This is a genomic window from Klebsiella sp. RIT-PI-d (assembly GCF_001187865.1).
GTDB lineage: Bacteria > Pseudomonadota > Gammaproteobacteria > Enterobacterales > Enterobacteriaceae > Superficieibacter.
The window spans coordinates 110,951-129,080 of record NZ_LGIT01000003.1; the positions used below are offsets into that span (position 1 = coordinate 110,951).

Annotated in this window: 11 protein-coding genes and 3 tRNA genes; 4 read left to right on the forward strand and 10 right to left on the reverse strand. The window is 55.5% G+C overall.

Features of this window, described 5'->3' with window-relative positions; translation table 11 throughout:
* Positions 1-39: 39 nt before the first annotated feature.
* On the reverse strand, positions 40-1,155 hold the full coding sequence (gene mltA, locus AC791_RS00970; RefSeq protein ID WP_049838623.1) for a murein transglycosylase A: 1,116 nt from the start codon (positions 1,153-1,155) through the stop codon (positions 40-42).
* A 208-nt stretch (positions 1,156-1,363) separates the two neighbouring features.
* On the opposite strand from mltA, the gene AC791_RS00975 reads away from it, so the two are divergent.
* From AC791_RS00975 to AC791_RS00985, 3 genes are all read left to right on the forward strand, one after another.
* Positions 1,364-1,440: transfer RNA gene (locus AC791_RS00975), tRNA-Met, on the forward strand.
* An 80-nt stretch (positions 1,441-1,520) separates the two neighbouring features.
* A tRNA-Met gene (locus AC791_RS00980) sits at positions 1,521-1,597 on the forward strand.
* 89 nt (positions 1,598-1,686) lie between these two features.
* Positions 1,687-1,763 (forward strand) — tRNA-Met (locus AC791_RS00985).
* Positions 1,764-1,906: 143 nt separating this feature from the next.
* Here the strand turns inward: AC791_RS00985 and amiC are convergent.
* Positions 1,907-3,163 carry an N-acetylmuramoyl-L-alanine amidase AmiC gene (gene amiC, locus AC791_RS00990; protein WP_049838624.1) on the reverse strand — a complete coding sequence of 419 codons (1,257 nt, stop codon included), beginning with the start codon at positions 3,161-3,163 and terminating at the stop codon, positions 1,907-1,909.
* 228 nt (positions 3,164-3,391) lie between these two features.
* Here amiC and argA point away from each other — a divergent pair, with 228 nt between their 5' ends.
* Complete coding sequence (argA, locus tag AC791_RS00995; protein WP_049838625.1) at positions 3,392-4,723, forward strand: amino-acid N-acetyltransferase; 1,332 nt, start codon at positions 3,392-3,394, stop codon at positions 4,721-4,723.
* Positions 4,724-4,733: 10 nt separating this feature from the next.
* Here argA and recD read toward each other — a convergent pair whose 3' ends face one another.
* Genes recD through AC791_RS01035 form a run of 8 tightly spaced genes read right to left on the reverse strand, consistent with a single transcriptional unit; the run spans position 4,734 to position 18,123 of the window.
* On the reverse strand, positions 4,734-6,569 hold the full coding sequence (recD, locus tag AC791_RS01000) for an exodeoxyribonuclease V subunit alpha (protein ID WP_049838626.1): 1,836 nt from the start codon (positions 6,567-6,569) through the stop codon (positions 4,734-4,736).
* Positions 6,566-10,111, reverse strand: a complete 3,546-nt coding sequence (gene recB, locus AC791_RS01005; RefSeq protein WP_049838627.1) for an exodeoxyribonuclease V subunit beta — start codon at positions 10,109-10,111, stop codon at positions 6,566-6,568. Before recB ends, recD begins: the two co-directional genes overlap by 4 nt.
* Positions 10,108-12,996, reverse strand: a complete 2,889-nt coding sequence (gene ptrA, locus AC791_RS01010; protein WP_049838628.1) for a pitrilysin — start codon at positions 12,994-12,996, stop codon at positions 10,108-10,110. The genes recB and ptrA overlap by 4 nt, the downstream gene beginning before the upstream one ends.
* A gap of 15 nt (positions 12,997-13,011) precedes the next feature.
* Positions 13,012-16,380, reverse strand: coding sequence for an exodeoxyribonuclease V subunit gamma (gene recC / locus AC791_RS01015; protein WP_049838629.1), 3,369 nt, complete (start codon positions 16,378-16,380; stop codon positions 13,012-13,014).
* A gap of 12 nt (positions 16,381-16,392) precedes the next feature.
* Complete coding sequence (locus AC791_RS01020) at positions 16,393-16,716, reverse strand: prepilin-type N-terminal cleavage/methylation domain-containing protein (protein ID WP_049838630.1); 324 nt, start codon at positions 16,714-16,716, stop codon at positions 16,393-16,395.
* Positions 16,701-17,108 (reverse strand): DUF2509 family protein, encoded by a 408-nt coding sequence (locus AC791_RS01025; protein ID WP_049838631.1) that lies wholly within the window; start codon positions 17,106-17,108, stop codon positions 16,701-16,703. The genes AC791_RS01020 and AC791_RS01025 overlap by 16 nt, the downstream gene beginning before the upstream one ends.
* Positions 17,105-17,668: a prepilin peptidase-dependent protein gene (locus AC791_RS01030; RefSeq protein WP_049838632.1), complete on the reverse strand. Its 564-nt coding sequence runs from the start codon at positions 17,666-17,668 to the stop codon at positions 17,105-17,107. Before AC791_RS01030 ends, AC791_RS01025 begins: the two co-directional genes overlap by 4 nt.
* Positions 17,659-18,123 carry a prepilin peptidase-dependent protein gene (locus tag AC791_RS01035; RefSeq protein WP_049838633.1) on the reverse strand — a complete coding sequence of 155 codons (465 nt, stop codon included), beginning with the start codon at positions 18,121-18,123 and terminating at the stop codon, positions 17,659-17,661. Before AC791_RS01035 ends, AC791_RS01030 begins: the two co-directional genes overlap by 10 nt.
* Between the last annotated feature and the right edge of the window lie 7 nt (positions 18,124-18,130).

Here is an 18,130-nt window from a genome sequence, read left to right on the forward strand (position 1 = left end):
CTTAAGCGCAAGAACGATTTTGCGCGGAAGATAACGTACTTAGCCGCTAAAGACATTACCTGATGTCAGGCCGCCGCCCGCGCCCGGCGCATTCTTCAGCACCCAAACGCGACCGTAATGATTGTACCAGCCTGCGCGGTGTCCGGCATCTGCTCCGATCCCCTGATAGATATCGAAGTGTTGGCCTTTAATCGCGCCGCCCACATCAAGGGCGACCATCAGGCGCAGCTCATATTGACCGTTAAATTTACCGTTATTGTCCAGCAGCGGGACTTCAGCCAGCAGCGTGGTTCCTGCCGGAATGATGCTGCGGTCAGATGCGACAGACGCACGACCAATCAGCGGGACGGCGCTCGCCCCTTTTACTGGCGCAAACGACTGGGGTTTAAAAAAGACAAATGACGGATTCTGCTCCAGTAGCTCCTGAACCTCAGCCTGACTGTGCGTTTCTCCCCAATGACGGATAGCCTGCATCGACATATCTTCGCGTTTTACTTCGCCGCGGTCGATCAGCACCTTGCCAATACTGTGATAGGCCCAGCCGTTTTTACCCGCGTAACTAAAGAAGTTCAGCGGCGAACCATCACCAAAATCGATGTACCCGCTCCCCTGCACATCCATAATGAAATTATCCATCAGCGAGTTGCTGTAGGCGAGAATATAGCTGTCGCTCAAACCGCCTGCGTAAATGCTTGCTCGCGACGGCAGTTTTCCGCGCTTCGGCGGCATACGATAGATAGGATACTGGAACTCGCCCTGGCGGGTATGTCGGGCCTGAACAACCGGCGTGTAATAGCCAGTGAATTGCACGTTGCCGTAGCGATCGGCGCCTTCCATCTGCCAGGCATCGATACCAAACTGACGCAGGGTGCGGGTATCGCCACCTGATCGTAGCCAGTCCTGCACGGCACTATAAACATTGCTTTGTGAACCATAGAGACGCGGCGAAGCGCTGCGGATCTGGCTGACCTGCTCGGAAAAATCCCCGGCATTAATCGGCGCGCCTACAGCTTCAGGCTGATTCACCAGAGAGAAAGGCTGCGTAAATTTGCCGTCTTCATACTGCTGACCGCGATCGGTGGGTTTTGAGGAACACGCGGCCAGCATCGCCACCACCGTCCCCGTCAGAAGATACTTTGCCCAACATCCTTTCATTATTTCTCGTCTTATTAGTTGCCTGAATACAGAATGAAGATAACAAACCCCTGAACCTAATGAAATGCACATCCGCCTCGCGACGCAGGTTCTGTGCAAAAAACGAACCACCGCGCCCCATTTTTATACAGATAATGGTCAAATTTATGATCAGGTTAAAAAAAGGGTTGCATCAAAACCGCAGCAGAGTATAGTGCGCTTCCACGGACGCGGGGTGGAGCAGCCTGGTAGCTCGTCGGGCTCATAACCCGAAGGTCGTCAGTTCAAATCTGGCCCCCGCAACCAATACAATGTGAAGAAAGAGATTTCTGCACAGCAGTTTGAATCACTTACATGTGATTTTAAATGTGAAGCAGAAAGACGGACGCGGGGTGGAGCAGCCTGGTAGCTCGTCGGGCTCATAACCCGAAGGTCGTCAGTTCAAATCTGGCCCCCGCAACCAACACATTGTGCAGAAGAAAATTTCTGCAAAGCAGTAAATCCTCAGAAGCTTACAAAAGTAAGTCGCTAAGGTACAAGCAGAAAGACGGACGCGGGGTGGAGCAGCCTGGTAGCTCGTCGGGCTCATAACCCGAAGGTCGTCGGTTCAAATCCGGCCCCCGCAACCAATATTTACGCGTCCGTAAATGCGAAATAATGAAGCCGCAACGCTGATGAAGCCTGCGGTTTTTTTACGTCTGTTGTTTATGCCCTGTATCAACGGCTCCCACCGGGCAACGTTCCTGCCTGACCCGGCGTTTTCGCGCCAGCGTTACTGGCCTCTTCTTGCCAGCGTCACCTCATCGGCAAAATAGGCTTTGATCCCCGCCAGAATAGATTCGGCAACCTCCTGCTGAAATACGGCCGTTTTCAACTTACGCTCTTCTTCGATATTGCTGATAAACGCGGTCTCCACCAGAATCGAAGGTATATCCGGCGCTTTTAGTACTGCAAAACCGGCCTGCTCTACACTACTTTTATGCAGATTATTCACTTTACCCAGCCTTTTAAGCACCGCTTTTCCAAATTTCAGGCTGTCGTTAATGGTCAGGGACTGCACCATGTCGAACATTGTATGATCGAGATAACGGTCGCCGCTTTTGCTGACGCCACCTATCAAGTCGGCGGCATTCTGCGTCTGGGCGAGATATTTGGCGGCGGTACTGGTTGCCCCTTTGGTCGACAGTGCGAACACAGACGAGCCACTTGGCTGGCGGCTGGTAAACGCATCGGCGTGGATAGAAACGAAAAGATCGGCCCGCTGCTTCTGGGCCTTTGCTACGCGCACTTTCAACGGGATGAACACATCCTCATTGCGCGTCATAAAGGCTTTCATGTTGCCTTCTTTCTCAATAAGCGCGCGCAGACGGCGGGCGATTTGCAGCACGACGTCTTTCTCGCGCGTTCGATACTTGCCCACTGCACCGGAGTCTTCGCCGCCGTGCCCTGGATCGAGCATAATCACAATCGGCCTGTCACGCCCTGCCTTACCGGGTTTCGGTCCGCTCTGCGCCGGCGGCACCTGTTTCTCCAGATCGCCCTTATTATAATCCTCCAGCAGCGCTAATAGCGGGTCCTGAATATCCTGCGCATTGGCCGGATAGAGATCCATCACCAGGCGCTCTTTAAAACCCGCTACCGGTGCCAGCGCAAATAGCTGTGGCTTAATATTCTGCTTGAGTTCAAATACCATTCGTACGGTCTGCGGATCAAACTGACCGACGCGTGCGGAGGTGATAAAAGGATCGTCGCTGCGGATCTGCGCGCTCATTCCTTTCAGGACTGAATTCAAATTAACGCCTTCGACATCGACCACCAGCCTTTCGGGATTACTGAGCGCAAACTGGCGGTATTTTAGCATCTTGTTTGATTCTACCGTCACGCGTGTATAGGTCGAGGCAGGCCAGACGCGCACGGCGATGACCTGGCTGACAGCCGCGAAACTGGTCTGGCTTACGCTTAATAACCACATTGCCCCCGCCCCCTGTAACAGGCGACGGCGGCTGATTGCTGATTTGCTTCCCGACATGCAATTCCCAGGCAAATTTATCGTAACTGACTATAAGAACGTCAAAATTGACCGAAAACTTTAACCAATGATGCATACGCTGTCACGCCTAAAAGGGTAAACATTTCTTTTACACTGCCGTCCGGCATGAAAAATTTCTCTCTGGCAGGTTAAATTTTGACTTGCACCCGGAGCAAAAACAGAATAAAAATACACTAATTACGAATAATAATTCATTGAGGTATTGCCGTGGTGAAGGAACGTAGAACCGAACTGGTCGAGGGATTTCGCCATTCCGTTCCCTATATAAATGCGCATCGGGGTAAAACGTTCGTCATCATGCTGGGCGGCGAGGCCATTGAGCATGAGAACTTCTCCAGCATTGTTAACGACATTGGCCTGTTGCACAGCCTCGGCATTCGTCTGGTGCTGGTTTACGGTGCCCGCCCGCAAATTGATGCCAACCTGGCGGCACATCATCACGAGCCGGTTTATCACAAACATATCCGGGTCACCGATGCCAAAACGCTGGAACTGGTAAAACAGGCTGCGGGTTTGCTACAGCTGGATATTACTGCGCGTCTCTCTATGAGCCTTAATAACACCCCGCTTCAGGGTGCTCATATTAATGTGGTCAGCGGCAACTTTATTATTTCTCAGCCGCTGGGTGTCGATGACGGTGTGGATTATTGCCACAGCGGCCGCATTCGGCGCATTGATGAAGAGGCGATCCATCGCCAGTTAGACAGCGGGGCTATCGTGCTGATGGGTCCGGTCGCGGTATCGGTCACCGGTGAGAGCTTTAACCTGACCTCGGAAGAAGTCGCCACCCAGCTGGCTATCAAGCTCAAGGCTGAAAAAATGATCGGCTTCTGCTCCTCGCAAGGGGTATATAACGAGTCAGGGGACATTATTTCAGAACTGTTCCCTAATGAAGCGCAGGCGCGGGTTGAAGCGCTTGAAGCACAGGGCGATTACCATTCCGGCACCGTGCGCTTCCTGCGCGGCGCGTTAAAAGCCTGCCGCAGCGGCGTGCGGCGTAGCCACCTCATTAGCTACCAGGAAAACGGCGCGCTATTACAAGAGCTGTTCTCCCGCGACGGTATTGGCACACAGATTGTGATGGAGAGTGCCGAGCAGATCCGTCGCGCGACCATCAATGATATTGGCGGCATTCTTGAGCTTATCCGTCCGCTGGAGCAGCAGGGCATTCTGGTGCGCCGCTCGCGCGAACAGCTGGAAATGGAGATCGATAAATTTACCATCATCCAGCGCGATAACCTGACGATTGCCTGCGCGGCGCTGTACCCGTTTGTGGAAGAGAAAATCGGTGAAATGGCCTGCGTGGCGGTGCATCCGGATTATCGTAGCTCTTCGCGGGGCGAAGTTCTGCTCGACAGGGTAGCGTCTCAGGCCAGGCAAATGGGGCTCGACAAGCTGTTTGTACTAACCACCCGCAGTATCCACTGGTTTCAGGAGCGCGGCTTTACGCCAGTGGATGTCGACCTGCTGCCGGACAGTAAAAAAGAGATGTATAACTATCAGCGACGATCAAAAGTGCTGATGGCCGATCTCACCTGACGACATTCGGCTAGCTGATTTTTTCAAAAAAGGCTGTCAGCCCGCTACGACGTTCAGTTCGGGTGACGACGGCCTGCGCCAGCAGCTTATCATCGGCATACAGTGACAAACGCTGTCGCGCCCGGGTAATGGCGGTGTAAACCAGCTCCCGCGTTACCAGCGGCACGCTCTGGGCAGGCAGGATCAGCGCCGCGTGATCGAATTCCGATCCCTGGGATTTATGTACCGTCATGGCCCACGCCGTATCATGTTCCGGCAAGCGCCCCGGATGAAATGACTTAACCGTACCGTCGGGCATCGGGAACCAGACGCGCATCCCCTGCTCGCCTTCCAGCGCCACGCCAATATCGCCGTTAAAAAGCCCCAGCGCGCTATCGTTCCGGGCAATCATTATGGGTCGCCCCGGATACCAGCGAGAGTGGCGCGGTAACGTCATATGGCGTTTTCGGGCCAGCGCCTGCTCCAGCTGCGTATTCAGGCCGCTAACCCCGTACGGACCTTCACGCAGCGCGCAGAGAAGCTGAAATTCGCTGAATGCCGCCAGCACGGCATCAGGCTGCGCATTTTCACGCAGCAGGGTCAGATAATGCGCATAGCCGCTTAATGCATCGTCCAGCATCGACTGATACTCATCCTGCGTGCGCAGCGGCTTGAGGTTGATATCATCAAAGCCCTGCGAACAGACGGTTTTCAGCGAGCGCTTATCGCCGCAGTTAACCGCCGCCGCCAGTTGGCCAATACCGGAGTGGCTGGTGAAACGGTAACTTTTTTGCAGTAGACATAAGCTGTCCCGCAGCGCGCCGGCACCGCTATCTTTCCCCGCCGGAACCGCGGTTCCCGTCAGGCGCGAAAGCTCAGCCGCGCGAGCGGGCGTATAGCCACCGTTAACCCACGCGCAGATATCGCCCAGCACCGCACCGGCTTCAACCGAGGCCAGCTGATCGCGATCGCCGAGGAAAATAATCCGTCCGTGCGCCGGTAGCGCGTCAATCAGGCGCGACATCATCGGCAAATCAATCATTGACGCTTCATCCACCACCAGCACATCCAGATGCAGCGGGTTCGCAGCGTGATAACGCATTCGCTGGCTACCGGGCTGCGCGCCGAGCAGGCGATGCAGCGTACTGGCGTCGGTGGGAAGCAGTTTTTTTTGCGCCTCGGTCAGCGGCAGACGACGCAGCGCCGCCCCCAGCGATTCGGTCAGCCTGGCAGCGGCTTTGCCGGTGGGCGCAGCCAGCCGGATACGGCATTTATCGTCTGACATCTGTACCAGCGCCGCCAGCAGTTTTGCCACGGTCGTCGTCTTGCCGGTACCGGGGCCGCCAGAGATAACCGAAATACGACGGGTCAGCGCGACCGCCGCCGCTACTTTTTGCCAGTCAATGTCTTCAGAAGAGGGAAACAGTACGTTAAGGATTTCTGCCAGCTGCGTTTCATCTACCGCCATTGGCTGATTTTGTTCGCTGAAAAAGCGGGCAACGCTAAGTTCATTACGCCACATGCGATTAAGGTAAAGCCGCCCGTCATGAAGCATGACGGGCGCAGGTGTCTCATCGCAGCTCACCGCAGCTGACTGCATCATCAGCGCGTTCCAGTCGTCCGGAGCATCAGCACAAGCGAAAATTTGCGCCCATATTTCGCCTGCTTTACCTGTCACATGCGCATCCGGAGCGAGGCGCGAAAGTGGCAGGCAGACGTGCCCTTCTCCTGCGTCGCGACTGAGCACTGCCGCAGCCAGCATCACCGCCGGATGCTCTTTTTCGGCCACCATGAGAGCAAACTGCACATCCAGCGGGCGCAGAAGTTTGTGGGTTACGGCCTCAAGTAACAGTGCCTGTAAATTCATTCTGCCATCTCCTCTTTCTCTCCGGCAAACAGGGCGTCAAGCGCGTTAATCAGCTGTTGATTGGGCCGGGTAGTAAAAATACCCTGCTGCGGATCCTGACCGTCAATACCGCGTAAAAAGAGATAAATAACGCCGCCGAAATGGCGCTCATAATCATAATCGGCCAGACGGTGACGCAGAAAACGGTGCAGGGCCAGGCTATAGAGCTGGTACTGCAAATCGTAGCGATGCGCCTGCATCGCCTGCATCATCGCCTGCTGCGTATAGGCGTCACTGCTTTCCCCCAGCCAGTTAGACTTGTAGTCCAGCAGGTAGTAGCGCCCGTTGTGGCGGAAAACCAGATCGATGAAGCCCTTGAGCATACCGCGCACCTGACGGAAGTCCAGCACCGGACAGCCTGCGGAGAGCGGATCGAAGCGGCGCATAAGTGCATCCAGCGCTGTCGCATCAAGGGTCTGATTAATGGGCAAATAAAACTCCAGCTCAACCTGGCGCTGTTTTGCCGGCAGCTCGCTAAGCGCGATACCCTCCGGGGTTAACGGCGCATTGAGGATGGTGGTGATCCACGTCGTCAGTACCGGCGCCCACTGTTCATCAAAACCGGCCAGCTGTAATTTTTCCCGCATCCATTCATGCTCAACCGGCTGGTTAAAGTCGAGGTCTTCAAACAGGCTGTGTAAAAAGGTGCCAGGCGATGCGCCGCGCGGAAACTGATGCGGCGTCCATTCTGCTTCGTCGGCAACCTTGCCAACGCCTGCGGCGTCGATATCCAGCCGCGGCAACAGATCCTGTGCCACACTGTGTCCGCGCTGTTGCAGGCCCGAATAGCTGGTTACCCGCCACTCATCCACCAGCCGGCGCTGGATCCGACGGGCCGCAAGCAATTCCTGCGACGCCTGCGGCGGCTGCCAGCGGCTGTTATCCGGCGCGTCAGGGAAGCGAAGCACGATATCGTCGTTACAAACCTCATGCAGGCAGGCGACCAGACCCGCGGCATCTCTGGCTTCGCCTTTCTGGATCAGGCGACCCAGCGCACTGTGATGAAGATCGGTTTCACCGGGCTTATCACTGCGACGGCTGGTTAATGGCGCAATGCCAAGGCTGCAATGCCAGATGGCGCGGGTTAACGCTACGTACAGCAGGCGCAAATCTTCCGCCAGACGCTCGGCTTCAGCCAGCTCAAGACTTTCATCGCTATGGTTAAGATCGAGAACAGCTTCAAATGACGTGCGGTCGTGATAAAACGCCTGCTCCTGCTTGCGATAGCGCGCGATAAACGGCAGCCAGACCAGCGAATACTCCAGACCTTTTGATTTATGGATGGTCACGATCTGCACCAGATGCTTGTCGCTTTCAAGGCGCATCTGCTGGCTGGAGGCATTGGTATCCGGCTCGGCAATATGCTGCGCCAGCCAGCGTACCAGTGCATGTTCACTCTCCAGCTGCGAGCCGGCTTCCTGTAATAATTCGCTGATATGCAGAATATCAGTCAGACGCCGCTCACCGCCGGGCGTTGCCAGCAGGTTTTCGGCAATATTTCGCTGCGACATCAGGGCTCGCAGCATGGGCATGACTCCGCGCTGCTGCCACTGCTGGCGGTAGGCGGTAAACTCTTCAACCACGGCATCCCAGGCAAACTCATCCAGGTTAAGACGCTCAATATCCTGGGCATTCAGTCCGAGCATGGCCGTCGCCAGCGCGCTGCGCAGCGCATTTTCCCGCTCGGGAGCCAGCACCGCCTGGAGCAGCCACAGCAGCTCCTGCGCTTCCGGCGTTTCAAATACGCTGTCGCGGTTAGAAAGATACACTGACGGTATAGACAGGATGTTAAGCGCATCGCGGATAAGCGCGGCTTCCTGACGACTACGCACCAGTACGGTGATATCCGATGCCTGCACCGGCCGTGAAAACTCCCCTCGCCAGAGCAGCGCACGCGATTGCTGGCCTGCAATCAGCCAGTCACGAATTTGTGCGGCGCAGATTTGCGCCATCGTCGTCTGGTAGTCACCCGAACTAACGCCTTCACCCGGCATCAGCCAGATGTTCATCGCCGGCTGTGTTTCACCGTTCAGCTCAAAACGCAGCCCCTGATTTCTGGGCGCCGCGTTGACCGGTTTAAACGGGATGTCGCGGAACATAAACGGATTATCGGTCAGGCTGAACAGCCGGTTCACGCTCCCGACCATGCCAGGCGCCGATCGCCAGTTGGTGCCCAGCGTGTAGTGCGCGCTGACATCGCCTCTGGCCTTCATATAGGTAAAAATATCTGCGCCACGAAAAGCATAGATAGCCTGTTTCGGATCGCCAATCAGCAACAGCGCGGTATCGGGTTGCTGCTGCCAGATACGGCGAAAAATACGGTACTGCTGCGGATCGGTATCCTGAAATTCATCGATCATGGCGACCGGAAAACGCTGACGGATGGCGGCGGCCAGCGCGTCGCCACTCTCGCTATACAGCGCTGCCGCCAGCCTGCCAATCATGTCGTCAAAGCCCAGCTCTCCCCGGCGGCGTTTTTCCCGCGCCACCGCATCACGGATCTCGACCATCGCCTGTGCAATCACCAGATCGTCGAGGGTTAGCGTGCCGCCGAGCAGGGTTTCAATCGCGTCAAATAAAGGATGCTCGGGAGCCGTTCCGCCCGCTTTTGTACGCTCGCGCAAGAACGACTGGCTAAATTTCTCCAGCGCGTCGGGCAACTGATAAGTGACCGTCTCTTCCTCCGCCCAGGCTGTTATCTTGTCGATCCATTTGCCCTGGTTGCCGCGGTTAAATTTGCGCCGGTCGATAGCGGAGTTTTCCAGAATGCTGTCCAGTTCTCCTGCCGTTTCGCGCCACTGTGTTTTTATGATCGCGATCCGCTCGAGTATCTGCTGATGCCGAATAAAGATGGTTTCTTCTGTCCCCGGCGGCGTTTTGATTTTTGGCGCTTCACCCTGTAAATAGCGATCGATAGAGGCCAGCAGATCGCGCGGCCCTTTCCACGACGCGTGGATCACCTGGGCGATGTCGCGGCTGAGCGGATAGCAGTGACGCCGCCAGAAATCTGCGCAGGCCTGATAGCGCAACAGCGATTCATCTTCGATAAGCTGCTGCTCAAAGAGCATTCCGGACTCGAAGGCGTTAAGACTGAGCATCCGCTGACAGAAACCGTGAATAGTGAACACAGCGGCTTCGTCCATCTGACGCTCTGCCAGCAACAGAACATCCGCGGCCTGCTGTTTATCCGCGATTTCGTCCAGCAGACTGGCGTACAACGGGTTCGCAGTGGTTTCGCGCAGGCAGGCAATGCGCAGCTCGTGGATGTTGCTGCGGATACGCCCGCGAAGCTCTTCAGTAGCCGCTTCGGTAAAGGTGACGACCAGCAGCTCTTCGACAAGAACGGGTCTGGGGAAAGCCGCCTCGCCGCCCAGTCCGAGTAAAAGACGCAGATACAGTGCGGCGATGGTGAAGGTTTTTCCGGTACCCGCCGAGGCTTCAATCAGGCGTTCACCGGTGAGCGGCAAGCGCAGTGGATCAAGGGATTCGGCGGTATCGGTCATTCATTCTCTCTCAATAAAGGCAGGGATTGCTGTAGCGCACTGACGCTCTCCCAGGTTTTCCAGCCGTCGGGACGCGCATATTCTGCTTTTCCGCTCTGGCTTCCTGAAACCTGAGATAATATCGCCATGCCCTGGGGCTTCACCACCGTTTGATGGAAGAAATCGGCTAATTTTTGTGGCGTCAGTCGTTCTACCTCGGCAATCACCTTGTCCCGTGAATCAAAACGCAGATTTCCGCGGTCGAAATCCTTGCTCAGTTTCGAGGCTTCTTCATCCAGCGTTTGCGGCGCTTCACGCATCTGCGCGACCACCGCCTGCTGAATTTGGGCAAACTCTTCCGGTTTCATGGCCCGCAGCTTTTCTTCTGCGGTCGGGAAGAAGGCTTTATAGCGATCCCACAAATATGCCGGCTGCTTATCGTTGCTTTGTAGCAGGAATCCCATGCCCCACTGCCGTCCGACGCTCATCGGGAAGGCAAAAACCGCATAGCCCAATTGCTCTTCAGTACGCAGCTGGCTGTAAAACCACGGCTGCACAATTTGCCCTAATAGCGCACTGGCGGCAGCGCTGCTGTATTCATCACTTTGGGCAGGAATAAATACCGCCCCCAGCGCCGAGTCAGTACTGCTGCCTGCTTTTTCAAAAATGATCGACTGCGATTTTTCGACCACCACCTCTTTGTTACGGCTCCACTCTTTCCCCTCGGTACCCAACTGTTTTTGCACGTTGTACGCCAGCTGTTTGGCCTGGGCAACGGAGAGGTTGCCGAGGATCAGGAATTCTGGCCGCGCGCCTTTTTTCAACGTTTCACGATACTCCATCACTTCTTTCAGAGTGATGGACGGCAGCAGGGCGCGGCGTTCTTCGCGCTGGAAATAGGGTACCTGCGACAACGTCTGGATCGGCATTATTGCCTGTTCATACGCTTTACCTTTCTCTGCGGAATCCAGCATCTGGATGTACCAGGATTTTGCCTGGACAAGCTGTTCCTCCGTTGGAGTAAAGCTGAAATAGCCGCTAAGCAAGGTTTCAAACAGCTTCGGTAGCCGCTGCGTATAGCCGTCCGCATTGACCATCAGACCATTATTGGCATTAGTGGAAAAACCGATCCCTCCCACCGAGGCCTGATTGCTTAGCTGATCCAGGGCGATACCTGCCAGATAGTCGTTCAGGGCGAACATTACCTGATGACGGGCGCTGTCCATAGCCTGCGGATTGCGCAACACCATTGAGACATCTGCTTTCGGCTCTCCGGCAAAGTAGCGGCTGGGCATATACAGTACGCGCAGCGCCGGATCGTCCACAATCAGCTCCGGCTGGTTATAGGTTTTCTCAGGCTTGATTAAAGTGAAATCATCCGGAATATAGGGGTTAAGTTCCGGTAGCTTAAGCGCAATGGTGCTGGCTTTTTGCTGCCAGTCAGCAAACGTTTTATCACTGATTTTGTCGACCTGATAAGGCGCGTTAACGAAATACGCGGTTTTGTTATGCGGCTCGTCGGGGCTGATATACCAGATACGCGCATTCTGCGGCGTCATCATCGCCAGACGCGCTTTTACGGCTTCTGCATCATATTGATCGGCAATGTTGACGGCATCCAGCGTATGTTCAACCGGCACGCGGATCATGGTGTCCGCCAGCCATTCTACGTAGCTCATATCACGGGTGATGGACGGATAGCGAAAATCGAGATCCAGTACGTGTGCCAGCTCATCGAAATAGCGTTTATCAACGCCCTTCTCACGCAGCAGATTCAGATAGCTGAAAATAGCCGCGACGACTTCATCACGGTGTGCCAGCCCTTTGTCCGTCAAGGTCGCCGAAATGGCCAGTACGCCGCTGTTGCCGTTAACCACCGGATCGGAGTCGGCGCGGATCCCTTCAACCAGACCTTTTTCCTGTAGCCAGTCAGAGAGCGTACCGGGGCTTCGGTTGCCAATCAGGTAGGTCACCAGCTCGTCAGTCTTACTGCGGAACTGCGCAGTATTATTGTCGATGCGAAATTCCACCCGCAGCACTTTGCGCGGCAGCGCGGGAACATAATGAATGATCAGCCCTTTTTGCGCGTCAGTTACCACCGGGACGGTGATTTCCGGCTGAGTGATATTTTTATTCGGCACGCGGCCATAGGTTTCTGCGGCAATTTTTGCCAGTTCCGGCAGCGACTTATTACTGTAAATCACCGCTTTCATCAGGTTAGCGGAGTAATAACGATCGCGGAATTCCACCAACGCCTTATGCACCGGATTACCCGGTTTATCACTCAGGGTCTCCAGATTCCCGCCGGAAAATTGCGAACCGGGGTGCGCCGGGTTAATGGTTTCCGCACTGACCTGCGCCATGCGCATACCATCACGCGAGCGTGCCATAGTGAGTTCAGCATTGACGGCATTGCGTTCGCGACTGGCATATTTCTCCGCCAGCTGCGGAGCCGCTATTGCGTCTGCCAGACGATCGACCGCGCCTTCCAGCGCATTATTCTCGACCTCCAGATAGTAGGCCGTGCGATACGGTGCGGTGCTGGCGTTATGGCTGCCGCCGTGCATTTTCAGGAATTCCGCAAGGCTGTCCGGCTGCGGGTATTTTTTTGAACCCATCAGCGTCATATGTTCGAGATAGTGAGCAAGCCCCTGGTGAGACGCCGGATCGGACAGTGAACCGACCGGCAGCACCAGCGCCGACAGCGATTTCACCGCCTGCGCATCCGAAACCAGCAGAACCACGATACCGTTATCAAGGCGAATCGCCTGATACTGCCGGGGATCTTTTTCGCTTTTACGGATGGTTTCCTGTACCGGCTGCCATCCTGTGTTTGCCTGACCGACATTTGCCCAGAGAGCAAGTAACACAACCAATGTTTTTAACCAGGTGCTGCTTATAGGCATTCACGAACCTCATCATTATGACTGATTAAAGCGATATATCGGCAGCAGATAACGCTCAGCTTGCTCAATAATGGCTTCATAGTACGACGGCTCCAGGGTGCGCCACAGACGCTGATACCAGATATCTGCGCCCTCGCCGCTCACGACCATATTCCCTTCATACGTTTGAAGAAATTTGCTACGTGCTTTTAACTGCGTTTCATCGTCCTTTAACATGGCATTATTTTCCGCGTCATAACAGGCTTTTATCCATGCCCCCCCACTTTCTGGCAGCAGTAAAAGCGGCTCGGTCATCCCCTTGAGATAACCTGCCACCAGCTCATCAAGATAAGCCTGTGCCTGCGTGGGCGGCAGCGGAGGAAAATGCCACGACCCGTCTTTGCGCACCAGTAACCGGCTTTCACCTGTTCCCCCGCTGGCACAGTAGACAAGGTGTTCCAGCCAAAGTTGCATACCCTGTGACACGCTGAGCAGCGAAGGCCTCCAGCGGAGTAACCCGTCGGGCTGCACCTGCTGAAGCCAGCCGGTAATGGCGATCCCACTGCATTGCAGGTCGATTTCAAGACTCTGGCTGGGCTGGCGGTGTTCAATAACGCGGTCGGCCAGGGTTTGCATCTCCTGCAACTGCGTGTCCCAGACAATCTCCCCAAACGCGCCGTAAGGCAGTTCCCCCGCCGCGCGATAGCGCCGGAACATTTTATCGGCGTCTTCTTCGTCGACCAGCGTATTCAGTAATTGCTGATTGAGCTGATATCGGGTTAGCCCCTCAAGGGTGAAAGGCTCAGCATCCGGGATTTCGCTCTCTTCTGCCCGGAAATTGACGCGTAATCGCTGCTGAAAAAAAGCGCGCACCGGATGCGCCCAAAAGCGTTGTAACTGCTCAAAAGGCAGAGTGTCGAGCGTTAATGGCGGCAGCGGTTGAATGAACGCCGGATGTGCCTCTCCCTGCTGACTGGCCGCCGCCAGCCACTCGCGGGCATAGCTTTGCCGCTCATCGCTTTTGAAGTTTTCAGCGTCAAATGGCATCCGGGTATGCAGATGCATGATGTGTTCTTTTACTCGTCGTTCGCTTTCATCACAGTTACAATTTTCGTCCCCGGCGAGATAGTGGCTTTGACCGATGTAATCCACCAGTTCCTGCACCAGTACCGAAGGGTAACGTTCACTGTTATCCTGGATTGAGCGGCCAATGTAGCTGATATAGAGCTTCTGTTCGGCAGACATCAGGGCTTCGAGAAACAGATAACGGTCATCGTCACGGCGGCTACGGTCGCCGCGCTGCGGTTTGTGGCTCATCAGATCAAAGCCAAGCGGCGACAGACTACGCGGATAGATCCCGTCGTTCATGCCCAATAAACATACGGCTTTAAAAGGAATAGAGCGCATGGGCATGAGGGTGCAGATGTTGACCGGTCCGGCGAGGAATCGCTGGCTGATACGCTCCTGGTCCAGTCTTAGTGCCAGCTCATCACGCAACAGCGACAGCGGTACAGGCTCGCCATAATGCGATCCGGTGCCCTGCTCAATGATCGCCTGCCACTGTTGCTCAATAAGCGCCAGCGCTGCCTCGGTGTCCTGATCGGGGAGGAAAAAGTCATTAAGCATTTCACGGCAAACCGGAAGCCACTCGGTAAGCGGACGATCCTGCATTAATCCGCGACGCCAGAGGTTAAGCTGCATTAGCAGCGAGGCCAGATGCCCGACCAGCTCGGCAATAAGTCCGCTGGACTCGTCGTACGGCAGAACGGCGCGCCACTCGCCTTCGCGGCTTTCCATCGCGTAGCCAAGCAGCATACGCGTCAGGCCGAATTGCCAGGTATGTTGCCCGGTCGCCGGTAATTCAAGTTCACGCACGTTGTCGTCGTCCATGCCCCAGCGCACACCGGATTCATTTACCCACTGACGCAAATAACGCAGCCCTTCTTCATTGATGTTAAAACGTGCGGCCAGCACCGGAACATCCAGGAGCGCCAGTACGTCTTCCGACACAAAGCGGCTGTCCGGGAGTGAAAGCAGGCTGATAAACGCCTGCAGCGCCGGATGAGACTGACGCGCCCGGCGGTCAGAGATAGCATAAGGCAGATAGCGTTCTCCCGTCGCGCTCCCAAAAACGGCCTGGATAAACGGGCTGTAGCTGTCGATGTCAGCCACCATAACGATAATGTCGCGTGGCGTCAGGGTTGGGTCGTCTTCCAGCATCGCCAGCAGTCGGTCGTGCAACACTTCAACTTCCCGCTGTGGACTATGACAAACATGGATCATCAGGCTACGGTCGTCTGGCTCCAGCCTGCGTTTCCTGTCGCTGCGGGCGAACTCTTCGGCCGTTCGCCCCGGTACCGCCGCGTTCTGTAATTCCAGTACGTCGTATTGCAAGTTATGCAGCAGATTGTCCGGCGTAATATCGACAAACGCGTCCAGCTCTTCGTAGTTCTCCAGCCCGGCCAGAAGATACATATAGTCACGCCCGAGCTTGCCCCACGAGGCCAGTAGCGGGTTACCCACATCCTGCTCGCCGTCGTCGTTAAACAAGCCGGCAGCCTGACTGGAGTCACGAAAGAGTGGGAATTCGCGTTGTTCCCGATGGTGTTTACGCTGGCGAGCCACCAGGCGCGCCAGAAATGCCGGATCTTTAATATCGCCCCAGTAGTAGCGACATGGGTTGGTAAACAGGATGAACACGTCAACGTGCTTGCCAAGTGCCTGTAGCGCCTGCAGATAGACAGGCGGCAATGCTGAAATGCCGCAAATAAATACCCGTGACGGCAACCCGGCCGGAGGTTCACTGGCCTGTTCAAGCGTGTGGATAAAACGCTGATATAAATTAGCGCGATGCCATAATGGCTGGCCGAGCGCAGCAGTATGCTCAACCAGCGCTTTCCACAACGGGGCTTGCCACTGCTGGCTCTCATCAAGACCGTCAACCCGCTCTCCGGCTTCCCAGCAGGTTAGCCACTTCGGACGAAAAACCAGATACTGGTCGTAGAGATCGGCAATACGCGAGGCAAGCTGAAACAGTTTGCGCTTGTCGGTATCGTCGCTGAGATAATGGCGCAGCATAGCAAATTCATCACCCGCGATGAGATCAGGCAGAAGCGTCATCAGCTTCCAGCTCATGCCCTGTTTATTGAATGCGCTTTCACCCGGGATATCTGGCAGGACACGCACAAACATCTCCCAGATAAAGCTCGCCGGGAGCGGGAAATCAATATTTGCCGCGATACCAAAACGCCGGGAGAGAGACATTTGTAGCCACTGCGCCATACCGGTACTTTGGACCAGCACGACTTCAGGCTCGAAGGGGTCGTCAAGACGCTCACGCTCGACAATAAACTCCATCAGCGCTTCCAGCACATCCAGACGATTGGAATGGTAGACCCTTAACATATTTGCTCCCGACTACTGACTGACCGGGCAATGCAACCGCGTCATTTGCCCTTGTTTACCCACCGGTGCGGTGAGTGTAATGCTGATGCTGACACATCTTTGCTGCATTGTCTGCACGCGCTGTACCCGCCACCCTGCTTCTGTTGGCCCGCCCTGAAGGCGGGTATATTGCCAGGCGTTGCGCCAGAGCTGGCGATGCTGGTTGAGCATTGCCGAACCGTTGACCAGCGCGCGGTGATACCCGGCAAGCGCAGTTATGACCAAAATCATTAATGCCATTGCCAGTAACACTTCCGGTAAACTAAATCCCTGCTGTTGGTTCAGGGGATGTGACATAGCATCACCTCATTCAGTGGACAGAAATCACTCCAGCCATGCAATGAAAAATGCACTTCGCCTTCGCTTATTTCGCCTGCCTGCCAGAGCGTCATCGACCCGTGGGTGGCGATAAGCAGCAACGCATTGTCTCGCAACACCCGTAAACAGACCTGCCAGACCTGCGCGTGCTGCTGCCTGCACTGGAGAAGCGGATTTATCTGCCAGGTCTGCATCTTGCCCCACTGTAATGCGGAATGGACGCTAGCCTGTTCGTTCAGCGCCAGCGTTTCTACCGCCACCCGGGTGGACAGGGCGCGCTGCTGTTGATTCAATCCCTGAAGCATCAGGCTGCCGAGTACCAGCAAAAGCAGCACCAGCGCCAGCGATGACATCCCGCGTTGATGATTCACAGGTTGTATCCCGCAACACTATATACAGCCGTTGCCATGCGACGTGGCCGGCTTATTGATTCAGCCGCCAGCGTTATTGTCAGCTCTGGGGCAAAACCCGCCCGGCTATAACGCGATACTACAAAGCCCGTCACCCGCAACGTTTGTGGATCGGTCATTTTGTCCCAGTGATTGTCTTCACAAGAAGAGACCCCGCGCAGCGTTTCCAGCGCGCCATTTTGCAGACGAAAGCCAATAACGTCCGAGGTCGCAGCGGATGAAACATCCCAGATCCCGTTACTGTTAGCATCCCATTTAATCAGCACACAGGCTCCCGAGCGCTCAATAATCAAGGGATTTCCCACGCACTGCCCACGACAGTAACCGGCACGCTGGAGATGCTTTGCCACTGTATAAACGCGCTGCCACAGCTCGTCTTCCAGCGCCTGCTGCCGGGACTGCTGGAGCACGGCACGCTGTAAGCTGGGTAAAAAACGCGACGCGCCCAGTAGCAGTAAGCTGCCGATCGCCATTGCGATTAATGCTTCGATTAGCGAAAAACCCCGCTGTGCTACAGGCATGTATTTCCCTCCGCTGGCTGACATAGCCGAATGCGTCCCCAGCCTGACACCACGATTAGCCAGTTTCCAGCCGGGCTTTGCAGACGAACATGCCCGGCCCATGCCGTATTCCGCAGGCCAAAAAAAGCCAGTCCTGGCGTCATCTCCGCCAGGGTAACCTCAGGCCAGGGCAGGCGTAGCGTCCACGGATCGCCAGACGGGCAGCCAGTCACATCGCGGCTCACCAGGCACTCTGTCTTTCCGACGCGATGAATGGCCAAAGCACGATCGCGGTTGTGCCAGTTCGCATCGTCACGCAGAAGTACCAGGTATTCACGCACCTGATTCGCGCTTTGCCACAAACGCTGCTGCTGTTGCCAGCTTCGCCAGCCGTACAGTCCTGCTGCGCTGAGTATGACGACGATGATAGTGACAATCATCGTTTCAATGAGCGTATAGCCCTGTTGTCGTTTCATGGCGATA

Bases quoted from the DNA above. Each gene is read 5' to 3' on its own strand.
- amiC (WP_049838624.1), bottom strand. From the start codon at position 3,163: ATGTCGGGAAGCAAATCAGCAATCAGCCGCCGTCGCCTGTTACAGGGG.
- mltA (WP_049838623.1), bottom strand. From the start codon at position 1,155: ATGAAAGGATGTTGGGCAAAGTATCTTCTGACGGGGACGGTGGTGGCG.
- recD (WP_049838626.1), bottom strand. From the start codon at position 6,569: ATGAATTTACAGGCACTGTTACTTGAGGCCGTAACCCACAAACTTCTG.
- AC791_RS01035 (WP_049838633.1), bottom strand. From the start codon at position 18,123: ATGAAACGACAACAGGGCTATACGCTCATTGAAACGATGATTGTCACT.
- recC (WP_049838629.1), bottom strand. From the start codon at position 16,380: ATGTTAAGGGTCTACCATTCCAATCGTCTGGATGTGCTGGAAGCGCTG.
- AC791_RS01020 (WP_049838630.1), bottom strand. From the start codon at position 16,716: ATGTCACATCCCCTGAACCAACAGCAGGGATTTAGTTTACCGGAAGTG.
- recB (WP_049838627.1), bottom strand. From the start codon at position 10,111: ATGACCGATACCGCCGAATCCCTTGATCCACTGCGCTTGCCGCTCACC.
- AC791_RS01030 (WP_049838632.1), bottom strand. From the start codon at position 17,668: ATGCCTGTAGCACAGCGGGGTTTTTCGCTAATCGAAGCATTAATCGCA.
- ptrA (WP_049838628.1), bottom strand. From the start codon at position 12,996: ATGCCTATAAGCAGCACCTGGTTAAAAACATTGGTTGTGTTACTTGCT.